Annotated in this window: 33 protein-coding genes and 1 tRNA gene; 12 read left to right on the top strand and 22 right to left on the bottom strand. The window is 59.5% G+C overall.

What is annotated here, in order from left to right; translation table 11 throughout:
* Positions 1–27 precede the first annotated feature (27 nt).
* Genes rplT through thrS form a run of 4 tightly spaced genes read right to left on the bottom strand, consistent with a single transcriptional unit; the run spans position 28 to position 3,143 of the window.
* The gene (gene rplT / locus AC07R1_RS00170; RefSeq protein ID WP_011060418.1) at positions 28–384 is read right to left on the bottom strand and encodes a 50S ribosomal protein L20; all 357 of its coding nucleotides are present in this window, start codon (positions 382–384) and stop codon (positions 28–30) included.
* A 30-nt stretch (positions 385–414) separates the two neighbouring features.
* Positions 415–609, bottom strand: a complete 195-nt coding sequence (gene rpmI / locus AC07R1_RS00165) for a 50S ribosomal protein L35 (RefSeq protein WP_002553160.1) — start codon at positions 607–609, stop codon at positions 415–417.
* A gap of 60 nt (positions 610–669) precedes the next feature.
* Positions 670–1,221 carry a translation initiation factor IF-3 gene (gene infC, locus AC07R1_RS00160; protein WP_169893379.1) on the bottom strand — a complete coding sequence of 184 codons (552 nt, stop codon included), beginning with the start codon at positions 1,219–1,221 and terminating at the stop codon, positions 670–672.
* Positions 1,221–3,143 (bottom strand): threonine--tRNA ligase, encoded by a 1,923-nt coding sequence (gene thrS, locus AC07R1_RS00155; protein WP_011060417.1) that lies wholly within the window; start codon positions 3,141–3,143, stop codon positions 1,221–1,223. Before thrS ends, infC begins: the two co-directional genes overlap by 1 nt.
* A 384-nt stretch (positions 3,144–3,527) precedes the next feature.
* Here thrS and AC07R1_RS00150 point away from each other — a divergent pair, with 384 nt between their 5' ends.
* Positions 3,528–3,827 carry a hypothetical protein gene (locus AC07R1_RS00150; protein WP_011060416.1) on the top strand — a complete coding sequence of 100 codons (300 nt, stop codon included), beginning with the start codon at positions 3,528–3,530 and terminating at the stop codon, positions 3,825–3,827.
* A gap of 292 nt (positions 3,828–4,119) precedes the next feature.
* Positions 4,120–4,332 (top strand): cold-shock protein, encoded by a 213-nt coding sequence (locus tag AC07R1_RS00145; protein WP_003179963.1) that lies wholly within the window; start codon positions 4,120–4,122, stop codon positions 4,330–4,332.
* Positions 4,333–4,403: 71 nt separating this feature from the next.
* Here the strand turns inward: AC07R1_RS00145 and AC07R1_RS00140 are convergent, their stop codons facing one another.
* Positions 4,404–4,715 (bottom strand): I78 family peptidase inhibitor, encoded by a 312-nt coding sequence (locus tag AC07R1_RS00140; protein ID WP_041117049.1) that lies wholly within the window; start codon positions 4,713–4,715, stop codon positions 4,404–4,406.
* A 161-nt stretch (positions 4,716–4,876) separates the two neighbouring features.
* Positions 4,877–5,182: a hypothetical protein gene (locus AC07R1_RS00135; RefSeq protein WP_011060414.1), complete on the bottom strand. Its 306-nt coding sequence runs from the start codon at positions 5,180–5,182 to the stop codon at positions 4,877–4,879.
* A gap of 165 nt (positions 5,183–5,347) precedes the next feature.
* Here AC07R1_RS00135 and AC07R1_RS00130 point away from each other — a divergent pair, with 165 nt between their 5' ends.
* Entirely contained in the window at positions 5,348–5,560 is a 213-nt protein-coding gene (locus tag AC07R1_RS00130) for a hypothetical protein (RefSeq protein ID WP_495109933.1), read from the top strand.
* A gap of 33 nt (positions 5,561–5,593) precedes the next feature.
* Here AC07R1_RS00130 and AC07R1_RS00125 read toward each other — a convergent pair whose 3' ends face one another.
* The 8 genes from AC07R1_RS00125 to AC07R1_RS00090 all read right to left on the bottom strand — a co-directional run bounded on the left by AC07R1_RS00125 (position 5,594) and on the right by AC07R1_RS00090 (position 13,293).
* Positions 5,594–6,622 (bottom strand): nucleoside hydrolase, encoded by a 1,029-nt coding sequence (locus AC07R1_RS00125; RefSeq protein ID WP_011060412.1) that lies wholly within the window; start codon positions 6,620–6,622, stop codon positions 5,594–5,596.
* Between the two features lie 41 nt (positions 6,623–6,663).
* Positions 6,664–7,068: a D-ribose pyranase gene (gene rbsD / locus AC07R1_RS00120; RefSeq protein WP_495109932.1), complete on the bottom strand. Its 405-nt coding sequence runs from the start codon at positions 7,066–7,068 to the stop codon at positions 6,664–6,666.
* Positions 7,065–7,982, bottom strand: coding sequence for a ribokinase (gene rbsK, locus AC07R1_RS00115; RefSeq protein ID WP_053157380.1), 918 nt, complete (start codon positions 7,980–7,982; stop codon positions 7,065–7,067). The genes rbsD and rbsK overlap by 4 nt, the downstream gene beginning before the upstream one ends.
* A 24-nt stretch (positions 7,983–8,006) precedes the next feature.
* Positions 8,007–9,029 carry a LacI family DNA-binding transcriptional regulator gene (locus AC07R1_RS00110; protein ID WP_011060409.1) on the bottom strand — a complete coding sequence of 341 codons (1,023 nt, stop codon included), beginning with the start codon at positions 9,027–9,029 and terminating at the stop codon, positions 8,007–8,009.
* Between the two features lie 3 nt (positions 9,030–9,032).
* Positions 9,033–10,007 (bottom strand): ABC transporter permease, encoded by a 975-nt coding sequence (locus tag AC07R1_RS00105; protein WP_011060408.1) that lies wholly within the window; start codon positions 10,005–10,007, stop codon positions 9,033–9,035.
* Positions 10,004–11,557 carry a sugar ABC transporter ATP-binding protein gene (locus tag AC07R1_RS00100; protein ID WP_015634919.1) on the bottom strand — a complete coding sequence of 518 codons (1,554 nt, stop codon included), beginning with the start codon at positions 11,555–11,557 and terminating at the stop codon, positions 10,004–10,006. Before AC07R1_RS00100 ends, AC07R1_RS00105 begins: the two co-directional genes overlap by 4 nt.
* Before the next feature lie 57 nt (positions 11,558–11,614).
* A complete protein-coding gene (locus AC07R1_RS00095) occupies positions 11,615–12,571 on the bottom strand; it encodes a sugar ABC transporter substrate-binding protein (protein ID WP_011060406.1) in 957 nt (318 codons plus the stop codon).
* A 272-nt stretch (positions 12,572–12,843) separates the two neighbouring features.
* Positions 12,844–13,293, bottom strand: coding sequence for a hypothetical protein (locus tag AC07R1_RS00090; RefSeq protein WP_011060405.1), 450 nt, complete (start codon positions 13,291–13,293; stop codon positions 12,844–12,846).
* A 338-nt stretch (positions 13,294–13,631) separates the two neighbouring features.
* Here AC07R1_RS00090 and AC07R1_RS00085 point away from each other — a divergent pair, with 338 nt between their 5' ends.
* The 3 genes from AC07R1_RS00085 (at position 13,632) to AC07R1_RS00075 (ending at position 15,871) form a co-directional block, all read left to right on the top strand.
* Positions 13,632–14,720 carry an asparaginase gene (locus tag AC07R1_RS00085; protein ID WP_495109931.1) on the top strand — a complete coding sequence of 363 codons (1,089 nt, stop codon included), beginning with the start codon at positions 13,632–13,634 and terminating at the stop codon, positions 14,718–14,720.
* A gap of 187 nt (positions 14,721–14,907) precedes the next feature.
* Positions 14,908–15,177, top strand: coding sequence for a DUF1654 domain-containing protein (locus tag AC07R1_RS00080; RefSeq protein ID WP_015634917.1), 270 nt, complete (start codon positions 14,908–14,910; stop codon positions 15,175–15,177).
* Between the two features lie 4 nt (positions 15,178–15,181).
* A complete protein-coding gene (locus AC07R1_RS00075) occupies positions 15,182–15,871 on the top strand; it encodes an endonuclease (RefSeq protein WP_011060402.1) in 690 nt (229 codons plus the stop codon).
* 51 nt (positions 15,872–15,922) lie between these two features.
* Here the strand turns inward: AC07R1_RS00075 and AC07R1_RS00070 are convergent, their stop codons facing one another.
* Positions 15,923–16,273 carry a hypothetical protein gene (locus AC07R1_RS00070; RefSeq protein ID WP_011060401.1) on the bottom strand — a complete coding sequence of 117 codons (351 nt, stop codon included), beginning with the start codon at positions 16,271–16,273 and terminating at the stop codon, positions 15,923–15,925.
* A 265-nt stretch (positions 16,274–16,538) separates the two neighbouring features.
* On the opposite strand from AC07R1_RS00070, the gene csrA reads away from it, so the two are divergent.
* The gene (csrA, locus tag AC07R1_RS00065; RefSeq protein ID WP_007920550.1) at positions 16,539–16,733 is read left to right on the top strand and encodes a carbon storage regulator CsrA; all 195 of its coding nucleotides are present in this window, start codon (positions 16,539–16,541) and stop codon (positions 16,731–16,733) included.
* 238 nt (positions 16,734–16,971) lie between these two features.
* Here csrA and AC07R1_RS00060 read toward each other — a convergent pair whose 3' ends face one another.
* The 6 genes from AC07R1_RS00060 to AC07R1_RS00035 form a co-directional block, all read right to left on the bottom strand.
* Complete coding sequence (locus AC07R1_RS00060; protein WP_495109930.1) at positions 16,972–17,412, bottom strand: VOC family protein; 441 nt, start codon at positions 17,410–17,412, stop codon at positions 16,972–16,974.
* 79 nt (positions 17,413–17,491) lie between these two features.
* Positions 17,492–17,953 carry a DUF2214 family protein gene (locus AC07R1_RS00055; protein WP_041774567.1) on the bottom strand — a complete coding sequence of 154 codons (462 nt, stop codon included), beginning with the start codon at positions 17,951–17,953 and terminating at the stop codon, positions 17,492–17,494.
* Between the two features lie 163 nt (positions 17,954–18,116).
* Entirely contained in the window at positions 18,117–19,583 is a 1,467-nt protein-coding gene (locus AC07R1_RS00050; protein ID WP_053150255.1) for a glycosyl hydrolase family 18 protein, read from the bottom strand.
* A 45-nt stretch (positions 19,584–19,628) separates the two neighbouring features.
* Complete coding sequence (locus AC07R1_RS00045) at positions 19,629–20,258, bottom strand: lytic polysaccharide monooxygenase auxiliary activity family 9 protein (protein ID WP_011060397.1); 630 nt, start codon at positions 20,256–20,258, stop codon at positions 19,629–19,631.
* Between the two features lie 343 nt (positions 20,259–20,601).
* Positions 20,602–20,952: a hypothetical protein gene (locus AC07R1_RS00040; RefSeq protein ID WP_041117035.1), complete on the bottom strand. Its 351-nt coding sequence runs from the start codon at positions 20,950–20,952 to the stop codon at positions 20,602–20,604.
* Between the two features lie 85 nt (positions 20,953–21,037).
* Positions 21,038–21,358, bottom strand: a complete 321-nt coding sequence (locus AC07R1_RS00035) for a helix-turn-helix domain-containing protein (RefSeq protein WP_011060395.1) — start codon at positions 21,356–21,358, stop codon at positions 21,038–21,040.
* Positions 21,359–21,632: 274 nt separating this feature from the next.
* Here AC07R1_RS00035 and AC07R1_RS00030 point away from each other — a divergent pair, with 274 nt between their 5' ends.
* The 3 genes from AC07R1_RS00030 to catB all read left to right on the top strand — a co-directional run bounded on the left by AC07R1_RS00030 (position 21,633) and on the right by catB (position 24,161).
* Complete coding sequence (locus tag AC07R1_RS00030; protein WP_495109929.1) at positions 21,633–22,766, top strand: RNA ligase RtcB family protein; 1,134 nt, start codon at positions 21,633–21,635, stop codon at positions 22,764–22,766.
* Positions 22,766–23,383 carry a peptide chain release factor H gene (prfH, locus tag AC07R1_RS00025; protein ID WP_342403833.1) on the top strand — a complete coding sequence of 206 codons (618 nt, stop codon included), beginning with the start codon at positions 22,766–22,768 and terminating at the stop codon, positions 23,381–23,383. The genes AC07R1_RS00030 and prfH overlap by 1 nt, the downstream gene beginning before the upstream one ends.
* A gap of 142 nt (positions 23,384–23,525) precedes the next feature.
* On the top strand, positions 23,526–24,161 hold the full coding sequence (gene catB / locus AC07R1_RS00020; RefSeq protein ID WP_495109928.1) for a type B chloramphenicol O-acetyltransferase: 636 nt from the start codon (positions 23,526–23,528) through the stop codon (positions 24,159–24,161).
* Positions 24,162–24,305: 144 nt separating this feature from the next.
* On the opposite strand, the gene AC07R1_RS00015 is transcribed toward catB, so the two are convergent.
* Positions 24,306–24,382: transfer RNA gene (locus AC07R1_RS00015), tRNA-Val, on the bottom strand.
* Positions 24,383–24,569: 187 nt separating this feature from the next.
* Between AC07R1_RS00015 and AC07R1_RS00010 the strand changes: the two genes are divergently transcribed.
* Together AC07R1_RS00010 and AC07R1_RS00005 are read left to right on the top strand one after the other, a co-directional pair.
* Positions 24,570–25,853, top strand: coding sequence for an NAD(P)/FAD-dependent oxidoreductase (locus AC07R1_RS00010; protein ID WP_011060391.1), 1,284 nt, complete (start codon positions 24,570–24,572; stop codon positions 25,851–25,853).
* 51 nt (positions 25,854–25,904) lie between these two features.
* On the top strand, positions 25,905–26,051 hold the full coding sequence (locus AC07R1_RS00005; RefSeq protein WP_155246649.1) for a hypothetical protein: 147 nt from the start codon (positions 25,905–25,907) through the stop codon (positions 26,049–26,051).
* Positions 26,052–26,133: the final 82 nt, after the last annotated feature.

Genomic DNA, 26,133 nt, shown 5'->3' with positions numbered 1-26,133 from the left:
GTGAGCCCGGATGACTGTCGGGGGTACTTAAGCCAAGGTGGCTTTAGCTTTCTCGACAATCGCAGCAAACGCCGCTTTTTCGTTCACTGCCAGATCAGCCAGAACCTTACGGTCGATCTCGATGGACGCCTTTTTCAGGCCAGCGATCAGACGGCTGTACGACAGGCCGTTATTACGAGCACCAGCGTTGATACGAGCAATCCACAGAGCGCGGAACTGACGTTTTTTCTGACGACGGTCACGGTAGGCGTATTGGCCTGCCTTGATTACCGCTTGCTTGGCAACACGGAATACGCGCGAGCGAGCGCCGTAGTAGCCTTTAGCAAGTTTCAGAATTTTTTTGTGACGTTTACGGGCAATGACGCCACGCTTTACACGAGCCATGAGTTACTTCCTCTATTCTTGATCCAAAAATTAACGAAGGCGCAGCATGCGCTCGACTTTTGCCACGTCAGACGGATGCAGCAAGCTGCTACCGCGCAGTTGACGCTTACGCTTGGTCGACATTTTGGTCAGGATGTGGCTCTTGAAAGCGTGCTTGTGCTTGATACCGTTAGCAGTTTTCAGAAACCGCTTAGCAGCACCACTTTTGGTTTTCATCTTTGGCATGTTCGGATACTCCGCATTCAGTTGATAAACATAATCAGAAGGCCTGCCGTGCCCTGTTGATTACTTCTTCTTTTTCGGGGCGATGACCATGATCAGCTGGCGTCCTTCCATCTTAGGATGCTGTTCGACCGAACCGTACTCTTGCAGGTCAGCTTCAACCCGCTTGAGGAGTTCCATCCCCAGCTCCTGGTGGGCCATCTCACGGCCGCGGAATCGCAAGGATACCTTGGCCCTGTCCCCGTCACTCAGGAAACGTACCAGGTTGCGCAGTTTTACCTGGTAATCCCCTTCCTCCGTCCCTGGACGAAACTTGATTTCTTTAACCTGAATCTGCTTCTGGTTCTTCTTCGCAGCAGCAATCTGCTTCTTCTTTTCGAAGATCGACTTGCCGTAATCCATCACCCGGCAAACAGGTGGGACTGCGTCGGCGGAAATTTCCACCAGATCCAGCTTGGCTTCTTCAGCTATACGAAGCGCTTCATCAATCGAGACGATGCCAATCTGCTCGCCGTCAGCGCCAATTAACCGAACCTCGCGTGCCGAGATATTCTCGTTGATCGGGGCTTTCGGTGCAGCTCGTTTATCTTGTCTCATATCACGCTTAATAATAATTACTCCGAATCTTGGCGACCACGCCGGGAAACCGCTTGTGCGAGGAACGCCGAGAATTGGGCGACAGGCATCGAGCCCAGGTCTTCACCTTCACGGGTACGCACAGCGACAGTCTGCATCTCGACCTCCCGATCTCCAATAACCAAGAGATAGGGAACCTTGAGCAAAGTATGCTCGCGGATTTTAAAGCCGATCTTTTCATTTCTCAAGTCGGACTTGGCACGAAATCCGCTTTGATTGAGTGTTTTTTCCACTTCGAGGGCAAAATCTGCCTGTTTATCAGTGATATTCATCACCACGGCCTGAGTCGGAGCCAGCCACGCAGGGAATGCACCCTCGTAATGCTCGATCAGAATCCCGACAAAACGCTCGAAGGAACCGAGGATCGCCCGGTGCAACATCACCGGATGCTTACGGCTGTTGTCTTCGGAAACGTACTCGGCACCCAGACGGATCGGCAGGTTGAAGTCCAACTGCAAGGTACCGCACTGCCAGACACGACCCAGGCAGTCCTTCAGCGAGAACTCGATCTTCGGACCGTAGAATGCGCCCTCGCCCGGCTGCAGGTCGTATGGCAGGCCGGCGCTATCCAGAGCCGCTGCCAGTGCGCTTTCCGCACGGTCCCACAGATCATCGGAGCCCACGCGCTTTTCAGGGCGAGTGGACAGCTTCATCTCGATGTCCTTGAAGCCGAAGTCGGCATAGACATCCATGGTCAGCTTGATGAACGCCGCAGACTCGGCCTGCATCTGGTCTTCAGTACAGAAGATGTGAGCATCATCCTGAGTGAAGCCACGCACACGCATGATGCCGTGCAGAGCGCCCGAGGGTTCATTACGGTGGCAGGCACCGAACTCGGCCAGGCGCATCGGCAGCTCGCGGTAGCTCTTCAGACCCTGATTGAACACCTGCACGTGGCAAGGGCAGTTCATCGGCTTGATTGCGTAGTCGCGGCTTTCCGACTCGGTGGTGAACATATTCTCGGCGTAGTTGGCCCAGTGCCCGGATTTTTCCCAGAGGCTGCGGTCAACCACCTGCGGAGTCTTGATCTCCAGGTAACCGTTGTCACGCTGCACCTTGCGCATGTACTGCTCGAGCACCTGGTACAGGGTCCAGCCATTAGGGTGCCAGAACACCATGCCCGGCGCTTCTTCCTGGGTATGGAACAGGCCCAGGCGCTTGCCGATCTTGCGATGATCGCGCTTCTCGGCCTCTTCGATACGCTGGATGTAGGCAGCGAGCTGCTTCTTGTCCGCCCAGGCGGTACCGTAGATCCGCTGCAACTGCTCGTTCTTGGCATCACCGCGCCAGTAGGCACCGGACAACTTGGTCAGCTTGAAGGACTTCAGGAAACGCGTGTTCGGCACGTGCGGACCGCGGCACATGTCGACATATTCTTCGTGGTAGTACAGGCCCATCGCCTGCTCGTTCGGCATGTCTTCGACCAAACGCAGCTTGTAGTCCTCGCCGCGGGCCTTGAACACCTCGATCACTTCGGCGCGCGGCGTGACCTTCTTGATCACGTCGTAGTCCTTCTCGATCAGCTGCTGCATGCGCTGCTCGATGGCGGCCATATCCTCAGGCGTGAAAGGACGCTCATAGGCGATGTCGTAATAGAAGCCTTCATCGATGACCGGACCGATGACCATTTTCGCGGTCGGATACAACTGCTTGACCGCATGCCCCACCAAGTGAGCGCAAGAGTGGCGAATGATCTCCAGCCCCTCTTCGTCCTTTGGCGTGATGATTTGCAGGGTTGCATCGCCGTCGATCACGTCGCAGGCGTCGACCAGCTTGCCGTTGACCTTGCCAGCCAATGTGGCCTTGGCCAGGCCCGCGCCAATGGAAGCGGCGACCTCGGCTACGGATACTGCGTGATCGAATGAACGTTGACTGCCGTCGGGAAGAGTAATAGTGGGCATGGCGCCTCCTCTCCTAGTGGTGACCCCTACCAAAGGTCACGTGGGTTGGGATGAGCCAGTACGCGATTCAGTCCGGCCGTTCTGCTACGAACGCCTGCCTCACAGTGGCAAGAGCCTTGCGGCCAACCGAAAAACCGAACCAGAGTGACTGGGGTTCACATCAAGATTAATGAGGCATAGACGGCAAGGGCTAGAAAAGGCCCAAAGCTTGAAAACACCGAAGCCGGGCATGCTAGCACAGATACATCGCAATCGCCGTGCAGCAAATTATCGCGAGCCTGGTTTACAGTCTTTTATTGTTGAAAGTGAACTTGAGATGTACGTCGAGCCTCAAATAACCGGAGAATCGTCGTCCTTGCTACCGACTTCAGGAGAACCCGACTCATGCGCCTTATCAAACTGCTCGCCCTTGCCGCACCGCTCACCCTGCTACTGCCTTTGAGTGCACAGGCGGCATGGCCTGCCGGAGCACGCGCCGACTACATGAAGGACTGCACCGCGGCGGCCAGCCAGAACATCGACGCCAAGAGCGCCGAAAAGCACTGTGCCTGCGGCGCCGACAAGCTAAATGAAAAATTCACTACCGAGGAGATCAAGGAGCTGATGAGCAAAACCAAGCAACCCAGCGCAGATCTGCGAACCCGAGCATTGGACGCCATCGCTGCTTGCCGGGTGGTCAAATAAGCTGCTGATGCCCGGAACAGGCTGCGCCAGTGCTCGCCACAGAGCCTGAAACGCGGTCTTTTTCACAATTTACGCAGCTTTTACGGGTTTTTTTATTACCCTCTGTTTTACGCCAAAGCCCCTTAAACCGGGGCCTGCAGCCAACTCAGATGGCAAAATACACAGGTATATCGGGCAAAGAGCGCCTCTGGGGGGCTCCCAAGCCGAACATTTCGACTATGATAGCTCGGTGTGCCCAGTTGGCCTGAGCAGCACAGCACTACTGAAAATATATGTTTCTTGGAGATACACCATGTCTAATCGCCAAACCGGCACCGTAAAATGGTTCAACGATGAAAAAGGCTTCGGCTTCATCACTCCTCAAGGTGGCGGTGACGACCTGTTCGTACACTTCAAAGCTATTGAAAGCGACGGTTTCAAAAGCCTGAAAGAAGGCCAGACCGTTTCCTTCGTGGCTGAGAAAGGCCAAAAGGGTATGCAAGCTGCACAAGTTCGCCCTGAGTAATTTCTCAGCGAGCTAAAAAAACCCCGTCCATGTGACGGGGTTTTTTATGCGTGATCCAAAGGCCTCAGCCCTCAACCACAGTTGACCCGGGTCACCACCAGGCCGGCATCAGTGTTCAGGTTCAGGCGATCCGAGCGGTACTCCAGGGTGATCATGTCGTTGGGCTTGAGGAACCGTGCGTACTGCGCGCCTGCGCGTGTACGGGCCTGCTCGAGCAACTCGGGAGAAGCCTTCTTGCCGACGGCGAATTCGGCGGCCGATGCTTCACAACGAGTGTGCCCGGACTCAGCGGCCACAGGCTCCTTTGTCGACCCGGCAGTGCTGCACCCACCAAGGACGACAGCGGCCAACAAGGTTCCGAATGAAGCGAGCTTCCAAGGCATGAAGCCTCCTTTTCAAAATTAAGCAGAGATCGTGCGACAGCTGATTTGGCTTTTGGTTTCAAAACAAATGGCCATTTGCCGTATCAGGTGAACAGCGGGCAAGTCTGCCTCAGCCGGTGCCACTCTTTCACGGGACAATCGTCACCGGATATGAACGACGCTCAATAGATGTCGATGTAGTCGAACGCCGGCTTGGGCCAGTTCTGTTTGAGCGCATTGAAGATCTGCATCACCCAGACCTCGTCGGCGGCAGCCACCTTGCCGACATACCCGGAGCCGGCCGCCCAGGTTTCCAAGCGAAACAGCAAACCTTCTATCTCGGCACCGCCCACCACCCCCGAAGAGATATAGGCAATTCCGGTTTTGCTCACGCGCAACTGGGTATGCACGTTGTCGCTGGCAGACGCCAGCAGCTGACGCACCGCCTCCAGGGTCAGGGCATCAGGCTGGTTCAAATCGATTTGCACGGAGGCTTCCTTGAGCACAGGAAAAGCCGCAGTGTCGCACAGCACTCGCCTGATGCCTAAGTCGGAGTGCCAAACGCCCGGCAACATGGTTAACTCTGCAACGCAGCAAATACCCGCCCAGAGCCCTGCCCTGGCACCCGCCTTATCCGAATTCGTGAGACTTTCATGGCCACCGTGAGTATCGACGCCGACATCAAAGCCAAATGGCCCCAGGGCCAATGCTCCTACAGCCCGGGGAGCCCGGAGGAGCTGGCGATCATTGGCATAGACCTGCTGGTCAAGGAACTGGGCACCCAGTCCGCCCGAGCCTTCATTGAACAAGTCTTCGAGAAATACCCGGCCGACCACCTGGGCGTACAGGCCCCGGAACGGGAATAGAACCCCGCAGGCAGGTACCTGCGGGGGCAAGCTTCACTTGAGACGCGCCAGGCGCTCGGTGAGCAAGTCGAAGAAGCCCTGGGCATCGCCGTTCTCAACCCAGAACACGTTCTTTTCCTGCTTCAGGCCGTCGTACCAATCGACGATGGTCTGGCCGAAGGTCGGCCCCTCGCGGCTGTCGATGACCATATTGGCTTGACGGCCGGTGAACAGCTCGGGCTTGAGCAGGTAGGCAATCACTGTAGCGTCATGCACCGGGCCGCCGGGAATACCGTAGTGCTCCATGTCGCCCTTGACGTACTCGTTGAGGATGTCCCCCACCACCTTGCTGGCGTTGTTGTTCAACGCCGCGATCTTCTGCAGCCGCGCATCGCTGGTCAACACCTTGTGGGTCACGTCCAGCGGCAGATAGGTCAGTTTGACACCGCTCTTGAGCACCACTTCGGCCGCCTGGGGGTCGGCGAACAGGTTGAACTCGGCCACCGGCGTAATGTTGCCACCGTTGAAGTGCGCACCGCCCATGACCACCACTTCCTTGATGCCCTGGGTGATGTCCGGTGCCTGGATCAGCGCCAGCGCCAGGTTGGTCTGCGGGCCGAGCATGGCGATGGTGATGCTGTGGGGCTTGGCCGCCCGCAGCGTATCGATCAGGTAGTTGATCGCATTGCCCTTGGCCAGAGGCGCCTTGGGCTCGTGCACCGTCACCCCGGAAATGCCTTCCTTGCCATGGATATTCTCGGCATAGATGGGGGTACGCAGCAGCGGCTTGGGCGCTCCGGCGTATACCGGCACCTCCTCGCGCCCCGCCCACTCACGGGCCAGGCGCGCATTGCGCGAGGTCTTGTCCAACCGCACGTTGCCCGCCACCGTGGTCAGCGCGCGGATCTGCAGCTCCTCGGGGGAAGCCAGGGCGAACAGCAGGGCTACCACATCGTCGGCCCCCGGATCGGTGTCGATGATCAGATCGATTTTTTCCGCCGCCTGAGCGCCGGTAGCAGTGAGCAGAGACAAAAGCAGCAGACTCCGGAACCAGTGGTGAAACAACTGAGCATAGCGGCGCATGGCGCACTCCTTGTGCAAGATGGAAAAGGCCCGACAGCGGCCTAGAAGGTCACCCCGGCAATCAGGGCGATATTGCAATACGGCTGGCACTCCCCGGTGCGGATCAACGCACGGGCCTGGCGGCTGAGCACCTTGAAATCCTCGTGGCTCATGAGCTGCCGCTGCCCCAGCTCACCACCGGCGGTCATGCCTTCAAGCGCCGCCAGCGGCGTAGGCTGCTTGAGCAGAATTTCTTCGGCCAGCACATGACGCTCCACCTGCATCTCGCTGAGCAACACCTTCAAGGTAGTGAGAAAGTCGGGAACGCCGTGGGTCAGCGCCAGGTCGATCAACTCCACGCCCGGGGGCACCGGCAGGCCGGCATCGCCGATCACCACGATATCGCCGTGGCCCAGGGACGCGATCAAGCGTGACAGGGCAATGTTGAGCAAAGGTGTCTTTTTCATGAAGGGATAAACGCCTGAACGTCGGACAGCGTGGGAATGGAAGGTTGCGCACCGGCGCGCGTCACCGACAGCGCCGCAGCCACCTGGCCAAAGCGGATGGCCTCGGCTTCGCTCTTGCCGGCAGCCAGGGCCGCGGCAAATCCGCCGACAAAGGTGTCCCCGGCCGCCGTGGTATCGATTGCCTTGACCCTGGGCGCCGGGAAATGCTCGAAACGCTGGCCATCGGCAAACAGCGAGCCCTGTGCACCGAGGGTGATGATCACCTTGCCAGCACCCGCAGCGATCAAGCGACCGGCAGCCACTTCAGCGCTCTCCAGGGAGTCCACCGCTACCCCGCTCAAGGCCGAAGCCTCGCTCTCGTTGGGAATCAGGTAGTCGATCGCGCCATACCACTGCGCCGGCAGCGGGCCACTGGCCGGCGCCGGATTGAGGATCACCGTCTTGCCCAGTTCGCGCCCGCGCTTGAGGGTGTAGCCCACAGTCGCCAGCGGCACTTCAAGCTGGCAGATGATGACTTGCCCATCCTGCAGCACCCCATCGAACCCGGCGACCTTCTCGGGAGTGAGCTGGCCATTGCCGCCGGCGACGATGACAATCGCATTCTGGCTACTGTCATCCACCACGATCAGCGCCACCCCACTGGAGCCTTCGACCACACTCACCGCCTGGCAATCGATCTGCTCGGCCAGCAAGGCACCTCGCAGTTGCTCGCCATAGGCATCGTCGCCGACACAGCCGACCATCGACACCTGCGCTCCCAGCCTGGCCGCAGCCACCGCCTGATTGGCGCCCTTGCCACCGGATACCGTGGCGAAGGATTTGCCAATCAGCGTCTCGCCCCCTCGGGGCAGGCGCTCGGCCCGAGTCACCAGGTCCATGTTGAGGCTACCCACTACCACTACTTTTGCTGACATACATCGGTACTCAATCAGTTGGGTTCAGCGGTATTCGGCGAAAGCGCCACCCAGCGGCGCCGTCGACTCCCGCAAGACGATATTCGGCGTAACGATGCGCTGGTCGACCGGCAGCTCCCGGCAGGCGATCCGCCGCAGCAGCAACTCTGCCGCGGTTTCCCCCAGTTGCAGGATCGACTGGCCGACCGTGGTCAGCGCCGGGTAGACGTAGCGGCTCATGAGGATGTCGTCGAAGCCGATCACCGAAAGCTCGCTGGGCACGCGGATATTGCGCTCCGCTGCCGCGCGCAGCACCCCGATGCCCATCATGTCGTTGCCAGCGAAAATCGCGCTCGGCGGCTGTCCGCCATCGAGCAACTGCGCGGCTGCGCGATAACCACCAGTGCTACTGAAATCACTTTCCAGGATGCGCTCGGCAGGCGCCTCGACACCGGCCTCACGCAGCGCCTGCTGGAATCCCGCCAGGCGCATCTGCGCCACACTGGTATTGCCCGGGCCGCCGATGCAGGCAATGTCCCGATGCCCCAGCTCCAGCAGGTGTCGGGTGGCCAGGTAGGCACCGTGCTGGTGGTCGATACGCACCAGGTCGGCGTTCACCCCTTCCAGCCCACGGTCGACAATCACCATCGGCGTGCGCACGCCGGCCAGCCCCTGGGCCAGGCCGCTGTCGCCACCGGCCGAGGTGACAATCAACCCGTCGATACGTTTTTCCAGTAATACCCGCAGGTAGTTGCGCTGCTTCTGCGGGTTGTCGTCGGAGTTGCAGAGGATCACGCAGTAGCCGTTGCGTTCGCAATAATCCTCGATCCCCCGAGCCAACTCGGCGAAGTACGGGTTGAGGCTGTTGGGTACCAGCAAGCCGATGGTAGCCGTGGTCTTGGCCTTCAGCGAACGCGCCACCGCGCTGGGCACATAGTCCAGGCGCGCGATAGCGGCCTCGACCTTGACCCGAACTTCCTCACTGACTGGCCGCGTCTTGTTCAGCACATGGGACACCGTGGTGTAGGAAATCCCCGCCAGCGCCGCCACATCCTTGATTGTTGCCATGAATCAAACCCGCCGATTGGCGCGCTGGCTGCGATAAGTGTCCAGCACCACGGCAATCACGATGACCGCACCAGTGATGATGCGCTTGGTCGGTTCGGATGCGCCGATTTGCGCCAGGCCCGCAGCCAGCACGGAAATAATCAAGACGCCAAAGAAGGTACTGATCACCGAACCGCGCCCGCCCATCAGGCTGGTGCCGCCGATCACCACCGCAGCGATGACTTGCAACTCCAGACCGGAGCCCGCGTTCGGGTCTGCCGCTTCCAGGCGAGAAATCTGAAACAGTGCAGCGATACCTGCCAGCAACCCCATCAGGCTGAAGACCAGGATCTTGTAGGGTTTGGGGTTGATCCCCGCCAGACGCACTGCCTCTTCGTTGGTACCGATGCCGATCAGGTAGCGACCGAACACGGTGCGAGTCAGCACCGCCTGGGCCAGGAAAATAATCAGCAGGGCAATGATAAACGACGGCGAAATGCCGAAGGCAATCGGATTCGACAACCAGGCGAAGGCGTCACCGATGTAGGCGGTGCGTGAGCCCGTCATCTGGTAGGCCACGCCGCGGGCCATTTCCAGTACACCCAGAGACACGATGAACGAAGGAATGCGCCAGGCCACGGTGATGGAACCGGTCACCGTTCCCGCCAGCGCCGCGCAAGCCATGCCCAGCAACGCCGCGGGCACCACGCTCCAGCCCCAGCCGAGTATCGCCACGCTGACGGTCGACGCCGCCAGGGCCAGCACCGAGCCCACGGACAGGTCGATGCCACCGATGATCAGGACGAAGGTCATGCCCACCGCCAGCACCATCAGGTCGGGAATCTGGTTGGCCAGGGTACTGAAGGTGTCATAGGACAGAAAATGACTGCTGAGTAGGGAGAACAGCACGATCATCCCCAGCAGCGCCCCCGCCAACCCCAGGTAAGTGCCGAGGCCGTAGTAGTGGCCGCCTCGCTTGCCGCTTGCTGCAGTTTTCATGATGCATTCCTAGGCGCCGCTTCATCGATCAGCGCATCTCGTTTTTGATAGCCGGCAAATGCCGCGGCAAGCAGTTCATCCTGGGTCCAGCTGTCGCGCTCGAAGGTATCGATCAGCCGCCCGGCCGAGAGCACGCCGATGCGATCGCAGATCAGCATCAGCTCGCGCAGGTCGCTGGACACCACCACAAGGGCCTTGCCCTGCCGGGTCAACTCCCCCAACAGGCCGTAGATATCGAACTTGGCGCCGACATCGATGCCACGGGTCGGCTCATCGAACAGCAGCACCGAACAGTCGCGCTCCAGCCAGCGGCCGATCACCACCTTCTGCTGGTTGCCACCGGACAGCTCGCTGACCAGTTGCGCCGGGCTGGAGCTGCGGATACGCATGGCGTCGATCTGGCGCCGCGCCAGATGCTCCTCGTCCTGGCCATTGACCAGGCCGCTGCTGGAAATCGCCGGCATGTTGCCCAGGGCGATATTGGCGCTGATGGACTGGGTCAACAGCAGCCCCTCACCCTTGCGGTCCTCGGTAATCAGGGCGATGCCGTTGGCCACCGCATCCACTGGCGAGCGGATGCTCACCGGGCGCGCCGGGGTGCCCAGGGCGATGGTGCCGCTGTCGGCGACATCGGCACCGAAGATCAGGCGCAGCAGCTCGGTGCGCCCTGCCCCGATCAACCCGGAAATTCCGAAGATCTCGCCACTGCGGACCTCGAAGGACACATCGCGGACTTTGTCCGAGCGGCTGAGGTTGCTCACCGTCAAGGCCGGCGCGCCGATCCGGCGCTCGCCCAGGTCGATGTGCTCGCCCAGCTCGCGACCCACCATCAGGTTCACCAGTTGCTCGCTGTTGTAGTTGGCCATCGGCTCGACACAGACCAGGCAGCCGTCACGCAATACCGCGATGCGCTGGGCAACCCGGGCCAGCTCTTCCAGGCGATGGGAGATATAGATGATCGACACGCCGCGGGCCTGCAGGCGGGTGATCTGCTCGAAGAGCATTTCTACCTCGCGGGACGTGAGCATGGCGGTGGGCTCATCGAGAATCAGCACATGGCAGTCGCCGATCAGGTTACGGGCGATCTCCACCATCTGCTGGTGGCCGATGCCCAGCTCGCCCACCAGGGTGTCGGGGTCGATGGCATCCAGACCGACCTGGGCCATGGCCTCGATCGCCGCCTTGCGCAATTGCCGGCGGCTGATCCAGCCACCACTGCTGGGCAGGTTGTCGAGGAACAGGTTCTCGGCCACCGACAGGGTCGGCAGCAGGTTGAGCTCCTGCATCACCATGCGAATGCCCAGATCCTCGGCCTGGGCGCGACTGCCCGGACGATAATCCTGACCATTGAACTGCATGTGCCCTGTGGTGGGGCTGACCAGGCCACCGATGATCTTCGACAGGGTGCTCTTGCCGGCACCGTTCTCGCCGGTGAGCGCCAGCACTTCACCGCGCAACAGCGTCAGGTCGATGCCGGTCAACACCGGTTGCGCATAAGTCTTGCCGATACCGCTGACCGATAGGACAGCGTTGGCAGCAGAAACTGACATAGGAAACTCTCCATGCGCCCGCCCAACCGGGCGAGCGCCGTTGTACCGCCGCAATGACTACTGAGTGACCAGCTCAACCGGAGTTTCGATCACGCCATTGGTGCCGCTGTCGACTTTCTCGCCCTTGAGGATCTTCAGCGCGGTCTCGATACCGAACACCGCCTGCTTGGCAGCGAACTGATCGGCAGTGGCCAGGACCCGGCCATCCTTGAGCATCGGCTTGATGGCGTTGATGTTGTCGTAGCCCACGACCTGCACCTTGCCTGCCTTGCCGGCAGCCCGGACTGCCGAAACCGCGCCCACCGCCATGCTGTCGTTACCGGCCAGCAATGCCTTGAGGTTCGGGTATTCGCTGAGCATGGCCGAGGCCACACGATTGCCGGCGTCGATTTCCCAGTCGCCCGACTGCAGCGACACCACCTTGATCTGCGCGGCTTCCATTGCATCCTTGAAGCCGGCGGTGCGCTGCTGCGCGTTGGTGGTGGTGGAAACCCCTTCGATGATTCCCACTTCGTCACCGGCCTTGAGCTGCTTGGCCAGGTACTCACCCACCAGACGCGCGCCCTTGCGGTTGTCCGGGCCAACGAAAGGCACGCTGATGTTCTTGCTCTTCAGCACGCCGGGGTCGAGCTGGTTGTCGATGTTGATCACCGTGATCCCGGCGTCCACGGCCTTCTTGATCACCGGAACCATGGCCTTGGAGTCAGCCGGGGCGATCACCAGTGCGTTGACCTTGGAGACGATCATCTGCTCGACGATGCGGATCTGGTTGGCGGTATCGGTTTCATCCTTGATGCCGTTGGACACCAGGTCGAAATCGGCGGAATGCTCTTTCTGATAGGCCTTGGCACCATCTTCCATCGTCAGGAAGAACTCGTTGGCCAAGGATTTCATGACCAGGGCGACCTTGGGTTTCTGCGGGGTATCGGCTTGAGCCGAGGAGAAAGGAAGGGCCGCGGATGCAGCGGCGAGAACGGCGACAGCGAGGAGACGTCCAGCAAAGGGCAGCTTCATGGGTTCACTCCGATCTTATGATTATTGTGAGCAGCGTTCGTCAAACGGAACCGCCAGGTAGGCAGCCCTACTGGCCGACGGCGAACCTTGCAAAGATAGACGATTATCCTTGTCCGAAGGCCGCGCAAACGTTTGCGTAAAACGAACTATGCGAACCTCGCCAGCGTTTGTCAACGCTGTTCAAAGTGCGATCAGAGAGAGTGGGTAGCCATCCGCAGCCGGCCACGAGGAGAAAAACCTGCCCGAAAAATGCTCCCGGACAGGCTGATGATTCAGGCAGTGGTGTTCACCAGGCCACCGGAAGACGACTCCTTGGCCAACTCCCGGACCAGGTTGCCAGAGACTTCCGCCAGCGCGCCGTTGGTATCGGCGACTTGCCCTTGAATGGCCATCACTGCCGTCTGCTTGGCCTCAGGGGTTGGGTAGTTGGCGGCCTGGGCGGCAGCCAGTTGCTGTTGCAGCTCGCGAAGTTGCTGCTGCAGCTCCTGCATGCGCTTGAGCAGCATCTTTACCACGATGCCGTGCTTGTCTTCGCTTGGGCTTTCGCTTTCAGACTGTTCGGCCTGCTTGCTGGAGCCGACCCGCAAAGTGCCCGACTCGTCGGTACCCAACGCCGTAGACGCCTGTTCGGCGGCAGCATTACTCAACGCATCGATGGTCGCGGGCGACTTGCCATTGATCAGAATGGCTCCTGCCCCTGGAAATCCTACTGATAGTGACATGGGAACTCCTGGTGAAAAATCCTAGAAGGATCATCGACCGCTGCAGAACAATCTTTAATGGATGAGCGAGAAGTCATCCCGGGACTTGTGACGAGCATTTTCGGATTGCCGAACGCGCCACCTTGAAAACGTTCGGAAACCCGGACGCCACATGACTTCTTACGCATAAAAACAGAAATAAAATTGATATAAATCAGTAACTTAAAATAGTCATCCAGCCAAGGTAGCGCTGGTACAGATCCTGCTCCACCCTCGCTGCCCCGGCGCATACAGATCTGCCGCCGGGGTGTTTCTAGATGAACCTGCATCAGCACCGTCTCACTACTAGAGAGAAAATAATGAAATCTGCCTTCAAATCCTTCGCCCCGGGCGCTTTGGCCCTCCTCCTGCTTCTACCTGCAGCCCTGCAAGCCAAAGAAGCTGAAATCCAACAGAAACTGTCCAACGTCGTGGTTCTCGCCACCGGCGGCACCATCGCCGGCGCCGGCGCCAGCGCGGCCAACAGCGCCACCTACCAGGCGGCCAAGGTCGGCATCGAACAACTGATCGCCGGCATTCCCGAGTTGAGCCAACTGGCCAACGTGCGTGGCGAGCAAGTCATGCAGATCGCCTCGGAAAGCATCACCAACGAAAACCTGCTGCAACTGGGCCGCCGCGTTGCCGAACTGGCCGACAGCAAGGACGTCGATGGCATCGTCATCACCCACGGTACCGATACCCTGGAAGAAACCGCCTACTTCCTCAACCTGGTGGAAAAGACCGACAAGCCAATCGTTGTAGTCGGCTCCATGCGCCCGGGTACCGCAATGTCGGCTGACGGCATGCTCAACCTGTACAACGCTGTGGCTGTGGCCGGCAGCAAGAACGCCCGCGGCAAAGGCGTACTGGTGACCATGAACGATGAAATCCAGTCCGGCCGCGATGTCAGCAAGATGATCAACATCAAGACCGAAGCCTTCAAGAGCCCATGGGGCCCGCTGGGCATGGTGGTGGAAGGCAAATCCTACTGGTTCCGCCTGCCAGCCAAGCGCCACACCATGGATTCGGAATTCGACATCAAGAACATCAAGAGCCTGCCTGACGTAGAAATCGCCTACGGCTACGGTAACGTCAGCGACACCGCCTACAAGGCCCTGGCCCAAGGTGGCGCCAAAGCCATCATCCACGCCGGTACCGGCAACGGCTCGGTGTCTTCCCGTGTGGTCCCTGCCCTGCAGGAACTGCACAAGAATGGCGTACAGATCATTCGTTCTTCCCACGTCAATGCCGGCGGCTTCGTACTGCGCAACGCCGAACAGCCTGACGACAAGTACGACTGGGTCGTGGCTCATGACCTGAACCCGCAGAAAGCCCGCATCCTGGCCATGGTCGCCCTGACCAAGACCCAGGACAGCAAGGAACTGCAACGCATGTTCTGGGAATACTGACAGCCCCTCTGCTCGACCGGCCCCGGTCGAGCATGCTTGCAACCACTCGCCCGCCCGGGCGGGTGGTTCCCCCCCTTTCCCCCATGCAAAAAAATCTGCTCTCCTCGTGAGACAAATGCATAAAGCGTTGTCAGAGGAACTTCTTGAATTTTAAGCAGTTGCGAAATGCCCTACAGTTAAATACTGTATGCACGTACAGCTTAATAAGGAATGTTCCGTGGCCACGACCCAAACGCCCCTCAGCTCCTACGAACGCCTGGGTGTGCGCATCCAGAAAATCATCAACTCTCCCACCGCACAAAAGGCCAAGGCAGCGCTGATCTTCCGCCTCGCCGATGAGCCACAGGATGAGTGGGAACGCCTGCTGGAGGAGATCGCCGAAAACGACAACGTCACCCTCGCCTACCGCGACGATGGCGGCGTGCAGATTTTCTGGGTCGTGCCGAAGGAAGATTGAGTCGATGAGTGTCCGTTGTTTTGCCCTGCTGTTGCTGTTTCTCGCCTGTTCCGCCCAAGCCGATGCACCCCGCACCTTCAGCGAAGCCAAGAAAGTCGCCTGGAAGCTCTACGCCCCCCAATCCACCGAGTTCTATTGCGGCTGCAAATACAACGGCAACCGGGTGAACCTGGCGGCCTGCGGCTATGTTCCGCGCAAGAACGCCAAGCGCGCCGAACGCATTGAATGGGAGCATATAGTGCCGGCCTGGCAGATCGGCCATCAGCGCCAGTGCTGGCAACAAGGCGGTCGCAAGAACTGCACACGCACCGATTCGGTCTATCAGCGCGCCGAGGCCGACCTGCACAATCTGGTACCGAGCATTGGCGAAGTGAATGGTGATCGCAGCAATTTCAGCTTCGGCTGGCTGCCGGAACAATCGGGCCAGTACGGTTCGTGCCTGACCCAGGTCGACTTCAAGGCCAAGAAGGTCATGCCTCGCCCTTCGATTCGCGGGATGATTGCCCGCACCTACTTCTACATGAGCAAGCAGTACGGCCTGCGCCTTTCCAAACAGGATCGTCAGCTCTTCGAAGCCTGGAACAAGACCTATCCAGTACAGGCCTGGGAGCGCCAGCGCAATCAGAGCGTGGCTTGCGTGATGGGGCGCGGCAATGAATTCGTCGGCGCAGTCAACCTCAAGGCTTGTGGCTGAACGCAGATCGCCCGCGGGTGGCGGGCGATCATTGAGCCTATGGAAACGGGCTTACTGCGCGGCTTGATGCTCGATGACCGTGACTTCGATGTCACGCTTCTTGGCCTTGACCAGCTTTTCGGTCACTTCATTCTTCTTCGCCTCGGCCTCGGCCTGGGAAGCAAACGGACCGACCACGACCAGACGCTTGCCGTCCACGGTCACCACATTGGAAATCACCCCGTGCTCGATCAGCCAGCCGGTCAGGTCACTCACCGCCAGGGGGAGCGGGCTGCCCACCAGCACATCCCATTGCGGCTCGGTCGAGGCCGGCTGGGTCTGTACTGCCACCGCCGTGCTCTTGTTCGCTTCGACCCGCTTGCCTTCCCCACAACCGGCCAACGCCAATACCGCCATCATCATCGCTACTGTGCGCACAACCTAACCCCTAGAAAGTCTGAGGTGGCGATTTTAGCACTCATGACCCGAGAGACCTCGTCACAAAATCGGACCGAAACAGGAAGAATGATATTTATTGCCTATGTATAGTTGCGCCTTGGGAATTAATAGATCTTCTGCGCGTCAGAAAGAGGCACCCACTCAGTGGAACTTCGCACTAATCTATACCTAAGACCGACCTCTGCACTGTTTGAATCTGGTGCCCTACAAAGCTATCAAGGAGAAGATCATGCTGATACTCACCCGCAAAGTCGGTGAAAGCATAAACATCGGTGACGACATTACGATCACCATTCTCGGCGTCAGCGGCCAGCAAGTGCGCATTGGTATCAACGCGCCAAAAGACGTCGCGGTACACCGTGAAGAAATCTATCAACGCATTCAGGCAGGCCTGACCGCTCCGGACAAACGCGAAACCCCCTGAACAGCATGAGCACCAGCCTTTTGCCCGCGCACAACGGCTGGCGCAGCGCCTGTCTTGTTTGCCTTGAGCTTTTCCCCGCAGACGGCCCGCACACCCTCGCCCGGTTGCAGCCACAGCAGATTCCCGCCCATCAGACTGTCGTCAACCACTGATTATCGCCCTTTCGCGATAGCGAGCCCGACCGTTGATTCCCGACACACGCCGCCGCTGCATTGCAGGCGGCGCACCGGTGCGGCGGTCAGGCGTCCGCTGCAGGCTCCACAGGCTTGAAGCCCAGGTCCTGGGTAAAGCGCAGCAGGTAACCATCCGGGTCGAGTACCAGCAGGTTCAACTCGCCGTGCAGAAATTCGTCGTGACGGTACCAGCACTCCTGAATCTCTCGACGCAAGGCAATGCCCGCCCGAGCCAGGGCGGCTGCCAACTGGCGAATATCCGGGCACTCGATGGACAGGTTCATGCCGCGGCCAAATGGAGCCTGCAAGGGCCCCACGCGCCACTCCGATTCCTGCTGGTCATCCTGCTCCAGCATCAGTTGGGCACCATTGAGGGAGAGGAAGGCAAAGAAGTGTTCCGGCCGCTGATACTCCACCTTGAAGCCCAGAAGATCGCAGTAGAAGGCCAGACTGCGCTGCAGGTCGGTGACCAGCATCTCCGGCACCAGGTCATTCATTTGAAACATCGAAGGCTTCCATTGCTCATTGATAGAGCCGCGAGCCTACTCTCAAGCAGCCACGCAGTGCAGCCCCGCTTACCAATGATTACAACTGAGCCCAGGTCACCCCACGCGCCATGCCGCTGGCGGCGATGACCATCAACACCATGAGCAGGGCCTGCACATCGCTGATACGGGCGAACAGCAGCGCCCGCCCGATCTGTGGCGCCACCCCTCGCCCCAGGGCCATGCGCCAGCGGATCAAGGTCAGCATCGGCAGGACCTCCAGCAACAGGATGATCACGAACAGCGTCATCTTCAGATGGAACAGCGGCTGGTGCAGGTAATACTCCGTACCCTTGCCATAACCGCCAAAAGCCCGCAACAACCCGGTGATCAACAACACCGCGGCCATCAGCCCCCAGACATTGTCGGCCCGCAACACCTGCCCGGGCGCCGCAGCGCCGCCGCCCAGGCGACGCAATGCCGAAGCACGCGCCAGTACCCCGGCAAAGGCACTGGCAAACGCCAGCAAATGCACAGCCGCCAGCAACCATTGCTGCAACATCGAGCTCATCTCCGCTTGATTGATCGACACATCCGGGCAGCTCAGTAATAGCTCATAACCCGGGCTGTTGCCGGCCAGCGGAAACGAAAAAAGCGGCTCGCACGGATCGACAACTTCCGCAAGAACCGCCTGGCCACTCAACTTCATCAATGGCCGTCACAACTCAGCCATGACGCTCCTGCAGCACCTTGCTCCACAGGGTGAACGCTACGGATGGCGTCCAGCCCGGGTTGGAGGTGTGCTCCTGAAGGCACAGGTAACGATTGCCTTCGTAAGTCACTCCATCCTCCCTGAGGTAGTGCTGGCTGGTGCGCCACTCGGGAAAGCTCGGATCGACCGCACCGCCTGCGGTCCTGGCACTCACACTGCGGCTGGGGAGCGACTCCTGGCCCTGAGTGTCGGTAGCGGTCACAAAATAGCTGTATTGGGTGTCCGCACTCAGCCCCTGATCCTCGAAGCCCGGAGAGGGAGTGCGAGCGACCGCATTGCCGTCGCGGTACAAGGTGTAGAACTCCACAGGCCGCACACTACCGGAAACACCCCAGCTCAGGTTGACGCTGCTGCGACTGGTGCCCAGTACCATCAGGTTTCCAGGAGCACCTGGGCGCTCCGGCTCACCGCCATCGCCATGGATCAGCGGCGCATAGCGATGACGAAACTCCCAGTTGTAGGGCACGCCCTGCCGACTGACGCCGGCATCCCAGTTCACCGACCAGGTCATCAACCCCTTGATGGCGTGACCGGCGCCCTGCAAGCGCTTGAACGCATTGCTCACCGCCGACGGGTCGATCACATAGCCGGTGGCCGCGGCATCGACGTTGCTTGGCAGGCCTATCACCAGCTTGTCCGCGGCAATGCGAGTGAAACCGCGGGTACCGGAGGCCAGGCTTTCGCTCAGGTAGTAGAGGAAATCCTCTTTCATCGCGTCATTGTTCTGGGCGATCCAGGCGCCCTGCCCGCCATTGGCCTCCTGCACCCAGAGCCCGTCGCCTCCCTGGTTATAGAACTGCGGCGCGACAAAGTCGTAATAGCCTTCCAGGGCCTGCAGGTAGGCCACGTACTTGCCATTGCTGGTCAGGTAGGGAAACTCAGGCGCCATGCTGATGATGAAGTGCTTGCCCTGGCCGGCGTAATGATCCTTCACCAGCTTCAAGGCGGCTGGCAGCACACTCTTGTTGTCGGCAAAGTCGATGGCGCTCTGCTCCAGGTCGATATCCAGGCCATCGAAGCCGTAGGTTTCCACCAGACGGATGATTTCGTTGGCCAGGGGCTGTTCGTTGCCCTTGTGCAATTCGATATGGGCATCGGCGCCGCCCAGGGAGATCAATACCGCCCGGCCCTGGCTGTTGAGCACGCCCACCTGGCGCCGGAACTCGGCGTCCGAAAGGTTGTAGGGCTTGAAGGTGGGAATACCGTTGCCCTTCATGAAGGCCACTGCAACCACGTTGTATTCCTTGGGCACGTCCACCAGATCCAGGTTGGCGAATTGCCCCTGCTGGTAGCCGTCGCTGTGACCGGCAGCCCAGTTGTGCCAGAAGCCCATGAGCACCTTCTTGCCGGCAATGCTCGGCATCAGGGAAGCAGCATCTGCGGCCTGACTCTTGATTAATGCAAAATCGATCTTATCCACGTTCTAATCCTTCAGAACTGTCAGAAAATGTTAACTACCTGAAACTTATTTAAAGTCCAGATCGAAAGCCTGATAAAAGCCATTGCCGGTATTGGCAACAATCCACACCAGTACTACAACATGGTGGCCCTTTTTATTTTTGGGCAGCACAACTTCATGATGAGTCTTGGCTTTCAATACCGAACCGAACTTGTCGAATGGCACTTCGGTGTAGAAGTCCTGATAAAAAGCCTGGGGTTCCAGCTGGGCGCGACTGATGCGCTGTTTCGGGTCCCAGCCGTCCTTGGTGATGAACCAGTTATAGCCCCGGGTAACGTGAGGTGCGGTGTATTCCCACTGCACCTGGAACACTTGGCCCGGGTTCACGTTCACCAGCGGCCAAGTGAAGGGCCGGTTGATCTTTTTCGACATTTCCTCGTTGGTGAAGTTGATGCAATCGCGATCATCAACCTTGCCGCCACTGAGAATATGACCATCGGCGGGTGGCGCGACACTGGCCACATCGCTGTCGTAAGGCTTTGGGAAAGGACCGGCGGCGAGGGCCGGAAAGTTTTTCCCGCCTTCCATCTCGTTGACCTGCCAGGTTCCCAGCAGCCCCAGTTCTACCGCTACCGCACCGCGGCTGGACGGAGAAACAACGCGACCATGTTTTAGTTGAGCCTGTGGCTTATTCATATCTTTCACTCCATTGATTAATTAACTACTGCTCCTTATTGAGCACCCTCAACTTAGCGCACTTTTCCCTGCTTTTTTCATCACCACAAAAACTAACCATTCAGGACAATTTACAAAAGTCCGCCCCAGCCCCCTTAATCCCTGGACTTCCTTATTTCAACTGACAGTTTGAAGAGGCAATGTATTACACGCTTTGCTACAGGCTTATTGGGTGTTTCCACAGATCGCCAATAACAGCTGGCCTGACCAGCTGGAAACCCTTCCCCAGAAATGACAAAACCCGGCCGATGCCGGGTTTGTACCTGATAGCGTCAGATGCCAACGCCAGTGACTATCCTCTGCGTTACAGACAGGTCGCTAGCGCCGCCAGGCGGCGCTTCGAGACATAGCTGTCTGCAACCGCATAAAAGTGGACGGTGGTCGTCGCGGCCTCGGCCTTGATATCGACAAAAGTCTCGGCGGAACGGGTATACACGGTGTACCCCCCAGCCTTGCCCGGTTGCAGATAGGCAGCGGCATCGACACCAAAGACCGACTCGTCCTGCCAGGCGAACTGCACACATTGCGCTACCAGTTGATCAGCCTTGGCCGAGGCCAGGGTTTTGTTGGGCGTTCGGGCCCGAGCTTCATCCATGGTAGAGCTCGCACAGCCAGCCAATAGCGCCGCCACCATTACCGCCATCAAAACCCGCATGCTGCCTCCTCCTGAAAACGCGAGAGTATCGCTCAGGCCGCGTTAAAAAGGCGCGCGAACAGCAGAAAAACTCCCCCACGCCCACTCAGCACTCCGCCAAGGAGGACGCCAGCTGGGCGATCGCCTCCTGGTCCTCATCCCCGAGGTGGCGGTAGTTCTGAATAATGGTGCTTTCATCCAGGCTCAGGCTGCCCTCGGACAAGCGCGAGCGCTCGCCGGTCAACACATAAAGCAGGTCAACGCCGTGGCGCCCGATGGCCATCAGGTAATCCGATTTGGGCACCCGCTCACCGCTCTCGTAACGGCCCTGGGCGTTGGCTTCAACACCGCCAATGGCACCGAATTCCTGCTGGGAGAGCCCCAACGCCTTGCGCTGTTCTTTCAAGCGCTCACCAAAGGTCTGCATAACCATCCTCATTCAACAAGGTGATGGTTTTACGACCGTAGCGGCCGCAGAAGGTGCACTTTGTTTGCCCACACCATTGCCAGCCCCCGGGCAAAAGATTAACCTGCGCGCCCTTTCCACACTTTTGCCAAGGAGATCCACCATGCAACAGCTGATCACCCCTTGCAGGACGTGCCTGGTTTAAACGCTGCAACCGCTACCCGCTAGCGCCTTCGCTTAACCCCCGCTTCGTCCTGCCACTACCTGAATATTTTTTTCCAATCAGGAATTGGACATGGACACTTGCATCCGTCATTTGTCGAACGGCGTCTCTCTGATCGCCTCCGACACCACCTGGATCGAAGACAAAGCGCTCCAGCAACTGCACACCACCGCACAACTGCCCGGCATGCGCCAGGTCGTCGGCATGCCCGACCTGCATCCAGGCCGGGGCTATCCGGTGGGCGCGGCATTTTTTTCCACCGAAGTGGCCTACCCGGCGCTGGTGGGCAACGACATCGGCTGCGGCATGGCGCTGTGGCAAACCGACCTCTCCAGCACTCGCCTCAACCTCGACAAGCTGGAAAAGAAAATCGGCAATATCGACCTGCCTCTGGATGAACAGTGGGATGAACAACGCGCGCAACTGGCATTGCCGGTCAGCGGTCATGAGCACTCCCTGGGTACCATCGGCGGCGGCAACCACTTCGCCGAACTGCAACAACTCGATCAGGTCCATGACGCCGACGCCCTGCAAGCACTGGCACTGGACCCGAAAGCCTTGCTGCTGCTGGTGCACAGCGGCTCCCGAGGCCTGGGAGAGGCCATTTTGCGCAGCCACGTCGACCAACACGGCCACAACGGCCTGTTGATGACCAGCACCGCCGGCGCCCAGTACCTGGAGCAGCACGACCAGGCCTTGCGCTTTGCCGAGGCCAATCGACGGCTGATCGCCGAGCGCCTGCTGCACAATCTGCGGGCCAAGGGCCAGCCGCTGCTGGATATCAATCACAACCTGATGTCTGCGGCGCAGGTCGACGGCGTATCGGGCTGGCTGCATCGCAAGGGCGCCACGCCATCGGACCAGGGTCCGGTGGTGATTCCCGGCTCCCGTGGCGACTACAGCTACCTGGTGCAACCGCTCCCCCAATCGTTCAGCCTCTACTCCCTGGCGCACGGCGCCGGGCGCAAGTGGCTGCGCAGCGACTGCAAGGGCCGGCTGGCAACGCGCTTCAGCTTCGATCAACTCAAGCGCACCCAGCTGGGCAGCCGAGTGATCTGCGAGGACCGCGGCCTGATGTACGAAGAGGCTCCCGAAGCCTACAAGAGCATCGACAGCGTGGTGGGCAGCCTGCGCGACGCCGGCCTGGTGAAGATCATTGCCCGACTCAAACCGGTACTGACCTACAAACGCCGGGGGTGCTGCTGATGATGTTGCTACAGCTGTCCTCCGCCCAAGGGCCTGCCGAATGCGAATTGGCAGTAACCCACGCATTACGCCGCCTGCATCACGAAGCCGAAGCGCAGAACGTGCGCCTCGGCATCATCGAGCAGGTTGCCAGCCAGGCTCGCGACGCCCATCGCTCGGTGCTGGTCAGCCTGGATGGCGAGCACGCCGCAAACCTGGCTCGACGCTGGACAGGCACCCTGCTGTGGATCTGCAAAAGCCCTCTGCGGCCCGCACATCGACGCAAGAACTGGTATTTCGCCGGCCAGCCATTCTGCGCCCTGGAAGAAACCGAGGGCGGCGAGATCCGCTTCGAGGCCATGCGCGCTTCCGGCCCCGGCGGGCAGCACGTGAACAAGACCGACTCCGCGGTACGTGCCACCCATGTAGCGACCGGCATCAGCGTCAAGGTGCAGTCCGAACGCAGCCAGCACGATAACAAGCGCCTGGCTCGTCTACTGATCCAGCAACGACTTGCCGATCGGCAAGAGCAATCCGTACAGGAACTGCGCTTGCAGCGTCGTGGCGCCCATCACCGGGTTGAACGGGGCAATGCCGTGCGCACCTTCAGCGGCAGCGCCTTCACCCCTCTGGACTGACCCGCCCTGGTACGGGAAGCCGATCGTCACGACGGCTCCCCGAACCAGGTTGGTGGCTACAGAGGGCAATACGTAAAAGATCTTGAACCGGTGACCGATGCGGCAAATGCAGAGGACGCTGAAGACATGGAGCAGAGTCCCGATGAACAACTACTTCGAAAGCCCCTTCAAGGGCATCACGCTTGATCGGCAAGTCACCCACCCGAATATTCGAGTAGGTCGTTTCAGCTACTACTCAGGCTACTACCACGGCCATAGTTTCGATGAGTGCGCGCGCTACCTGCCCCACGAGGAAGGTGCGGACAAGCTGATAATCGGCTCTTTCTGCTCAATCGGCTCGGGAGCCGCATTCATCATGGCCGGCAACCAGGGGCATAGAAGCGAGTGGATCAGCACCTTTCCGCTCTACTGGATGCCCGAGGAACCGGCCTTCGCGGGCGCGCAGAATGGATATCAAGCCGCAGGCGACACGGTGATCGGCAATGACGTCTGGATCGGTTCCGAAGCCATTGTCATGCCGGGCATCAGGATCGGCGATGGCGCCGTGATAGGCGCTCGAGCCCTGGTGACACGGGACGTGGAACCCTACGCAATCATCGGCGGTAACCCCGCCAAGACGATTCGCAAGCGCTTCGATGATCGGCGTATCGAGATGCTTGTGGAAATGCAGTGGTGGAACTGGAGCAGCGAGCAGTTGAAAGCAGTGATGCCACTGATGACCAGTGCCAATGTCGAGGCGCTGTTTGAACATTGGCAGGAACACATCCGCCCCGACTGATCACTGGCCAAGATCGCAGCGAGCGCTGCAATGCCAGTGGGCTTCTTGGCGGATTGTGCAAAGCCATCAAAATGGCCAGAAACAAAAAAGGGGCTCACCTTTCGGTGAACCCCTTCTAGACCGCCCAGCAGAGCGGATTTTGTTTGGTAGGCGCGATTGGACTCGAACCAACGACCCCCACCATGTCAAGGTGGTGCTCTAACCAACTGAGCTACGTGCCTGCTGTGAGGCGGCATTCTACGGAATTCCAAAGGGGTGTCAACACCTTTTTTGCAGCTAAGCCTATGAATATGCGAATTTTTTAATTTTCGTGGGATGAAGAAGTTTTTTCTTCAGTCTGGCAGCTCATTTGCAACTCAGGTAGCATCGGCGCACTCGTAAAATATATTAAACACATGAGGTCGCAGGATGGCGAACATTCCCTACCCACAGTCCTATTACGCGGCATCGGCCAATGCGGCTCCGGAACGTCCGATGCTCCAAGGCGAGATTGAAACCGATGTCTGCGTGATCGGTGCGGGTTATACCGGCCTGTCCAGCGCCCTGTTCCTCCTGGAAAACGGCTTTCGTGTGACCGTACTGGAGGCCGCCAAGGTCGGCTTTGGCGCTTCAGGGCGCAATGGCGGGCAGATCGTCAACAGCTACAGCCGCGATATCGACGTGATCGAACGCAGCGTCGGCCCCAAGCAGGCACAACTGCTGGGGCAGATGGCCTTTGAGGGTGGCCGGATCATTCGTGAACGGGTGGCCAAATACCAGATCCAGTGCGATCTGAAGGACGGCGGTGTATTCGCAGCGCTGACCAGCAAGCAGATGGGTCATCTGGAGTCGCAGAAGCGCCTGTGGGAGCGCTACGGCCACACCCAGCTGGAATTGCTGGATGAGCGGCGTATCCGCGAAATCGTGGCCTGCGATCAATACAAGGGCGGCATGCTCGACATGAGCGGCGGCCACATCCATCCACTGAACCTGGCACTGGGTGAAGCGGCTGCCGTGGAGTCGCTGGGCGGCACCCTCTATGAGCAGTCCCCGGCAATCCGCATCGAGCGCGGCGCCAATCCGGTGGTCCACACGCCCCAAGGAAAGGTCCGCGCCAAATTCATCATCGTTGCTGGCAATGCCTACCTGGGCAATCTGGTTCCGGAGCTGGCAGCCAAGTCCATGCCTTGCGGAACCCAGGTCATCACCACCGAGCCCCTGAGCGATGAGCTGGCAGCCAGCCTGTTGCCCCAGGATTACTGCGTCGAAGACTGCAACTACCTGCTGGACTACTACCGCCTCTCCGGCGACAAGCGCCTGATTTTCGGTGGCGGCGTGGTGTATGGCGCCCGCGACCCGGCGAACATCGAGGCCATCATCCGACCGAAGATGCTCAAGGCCTTCCCGCAACTGCAGAACGTGAAGATCGATTACGCCTGGACCGGCAACTTCCTGCTGACGCTGTCGCGCCTGCCCCAGGTTGGGCGCCTGGGGGACAATATCTACTACTCCCAGGGCTGCAGCGGCCACGGCGTGACCTACACCCACCTGGCCGGGAAAGTCCTGGCGGAGGCCCTGCGCGGCCAGGCTGAGCGCTTTGACGCCTTTGCCGACCTGCCTCACTACCCCTTCCCCGGCGGCCAGTTGCTGCGCACGCCATTCACCGCCCTGGGCGCTTGGTACTACAGCCTTCGGGACAAGCTCGGCTTCTGAAAGCCGAACCTCCTTGCAAGCACAAAAAAACCGCCGAGCAGGCGGTTTTTTGTGTTCGATCAGCAGCAAGCAAAAGACGCTGCCAAAGAGCGAATCCCGAAAACAAAAAACCCCGGTCTTGCGACCAGGGTCTTTGCTATCGATGCGAAACAAGCTGTTGGCTTGTTTCGTTGCTTCAAGGCGTTCAGTGATCCTTGAGGCTGATATGGCGCAGCGGACGGGACTCGAACCCGCGACCCCCGGCGTGACAGGCCGGTATTCTAACCGACTGAACTACCGC

It is taken from the genome of Pseudomonas sp. GW821-FHT07F01 (assembly GCF_059418825.1).
The sequence above is the reverse complement of the archived record's forward strand: the minus strand, read 5'-3'. Positions and strand labels throughout refer to the sequence as shown.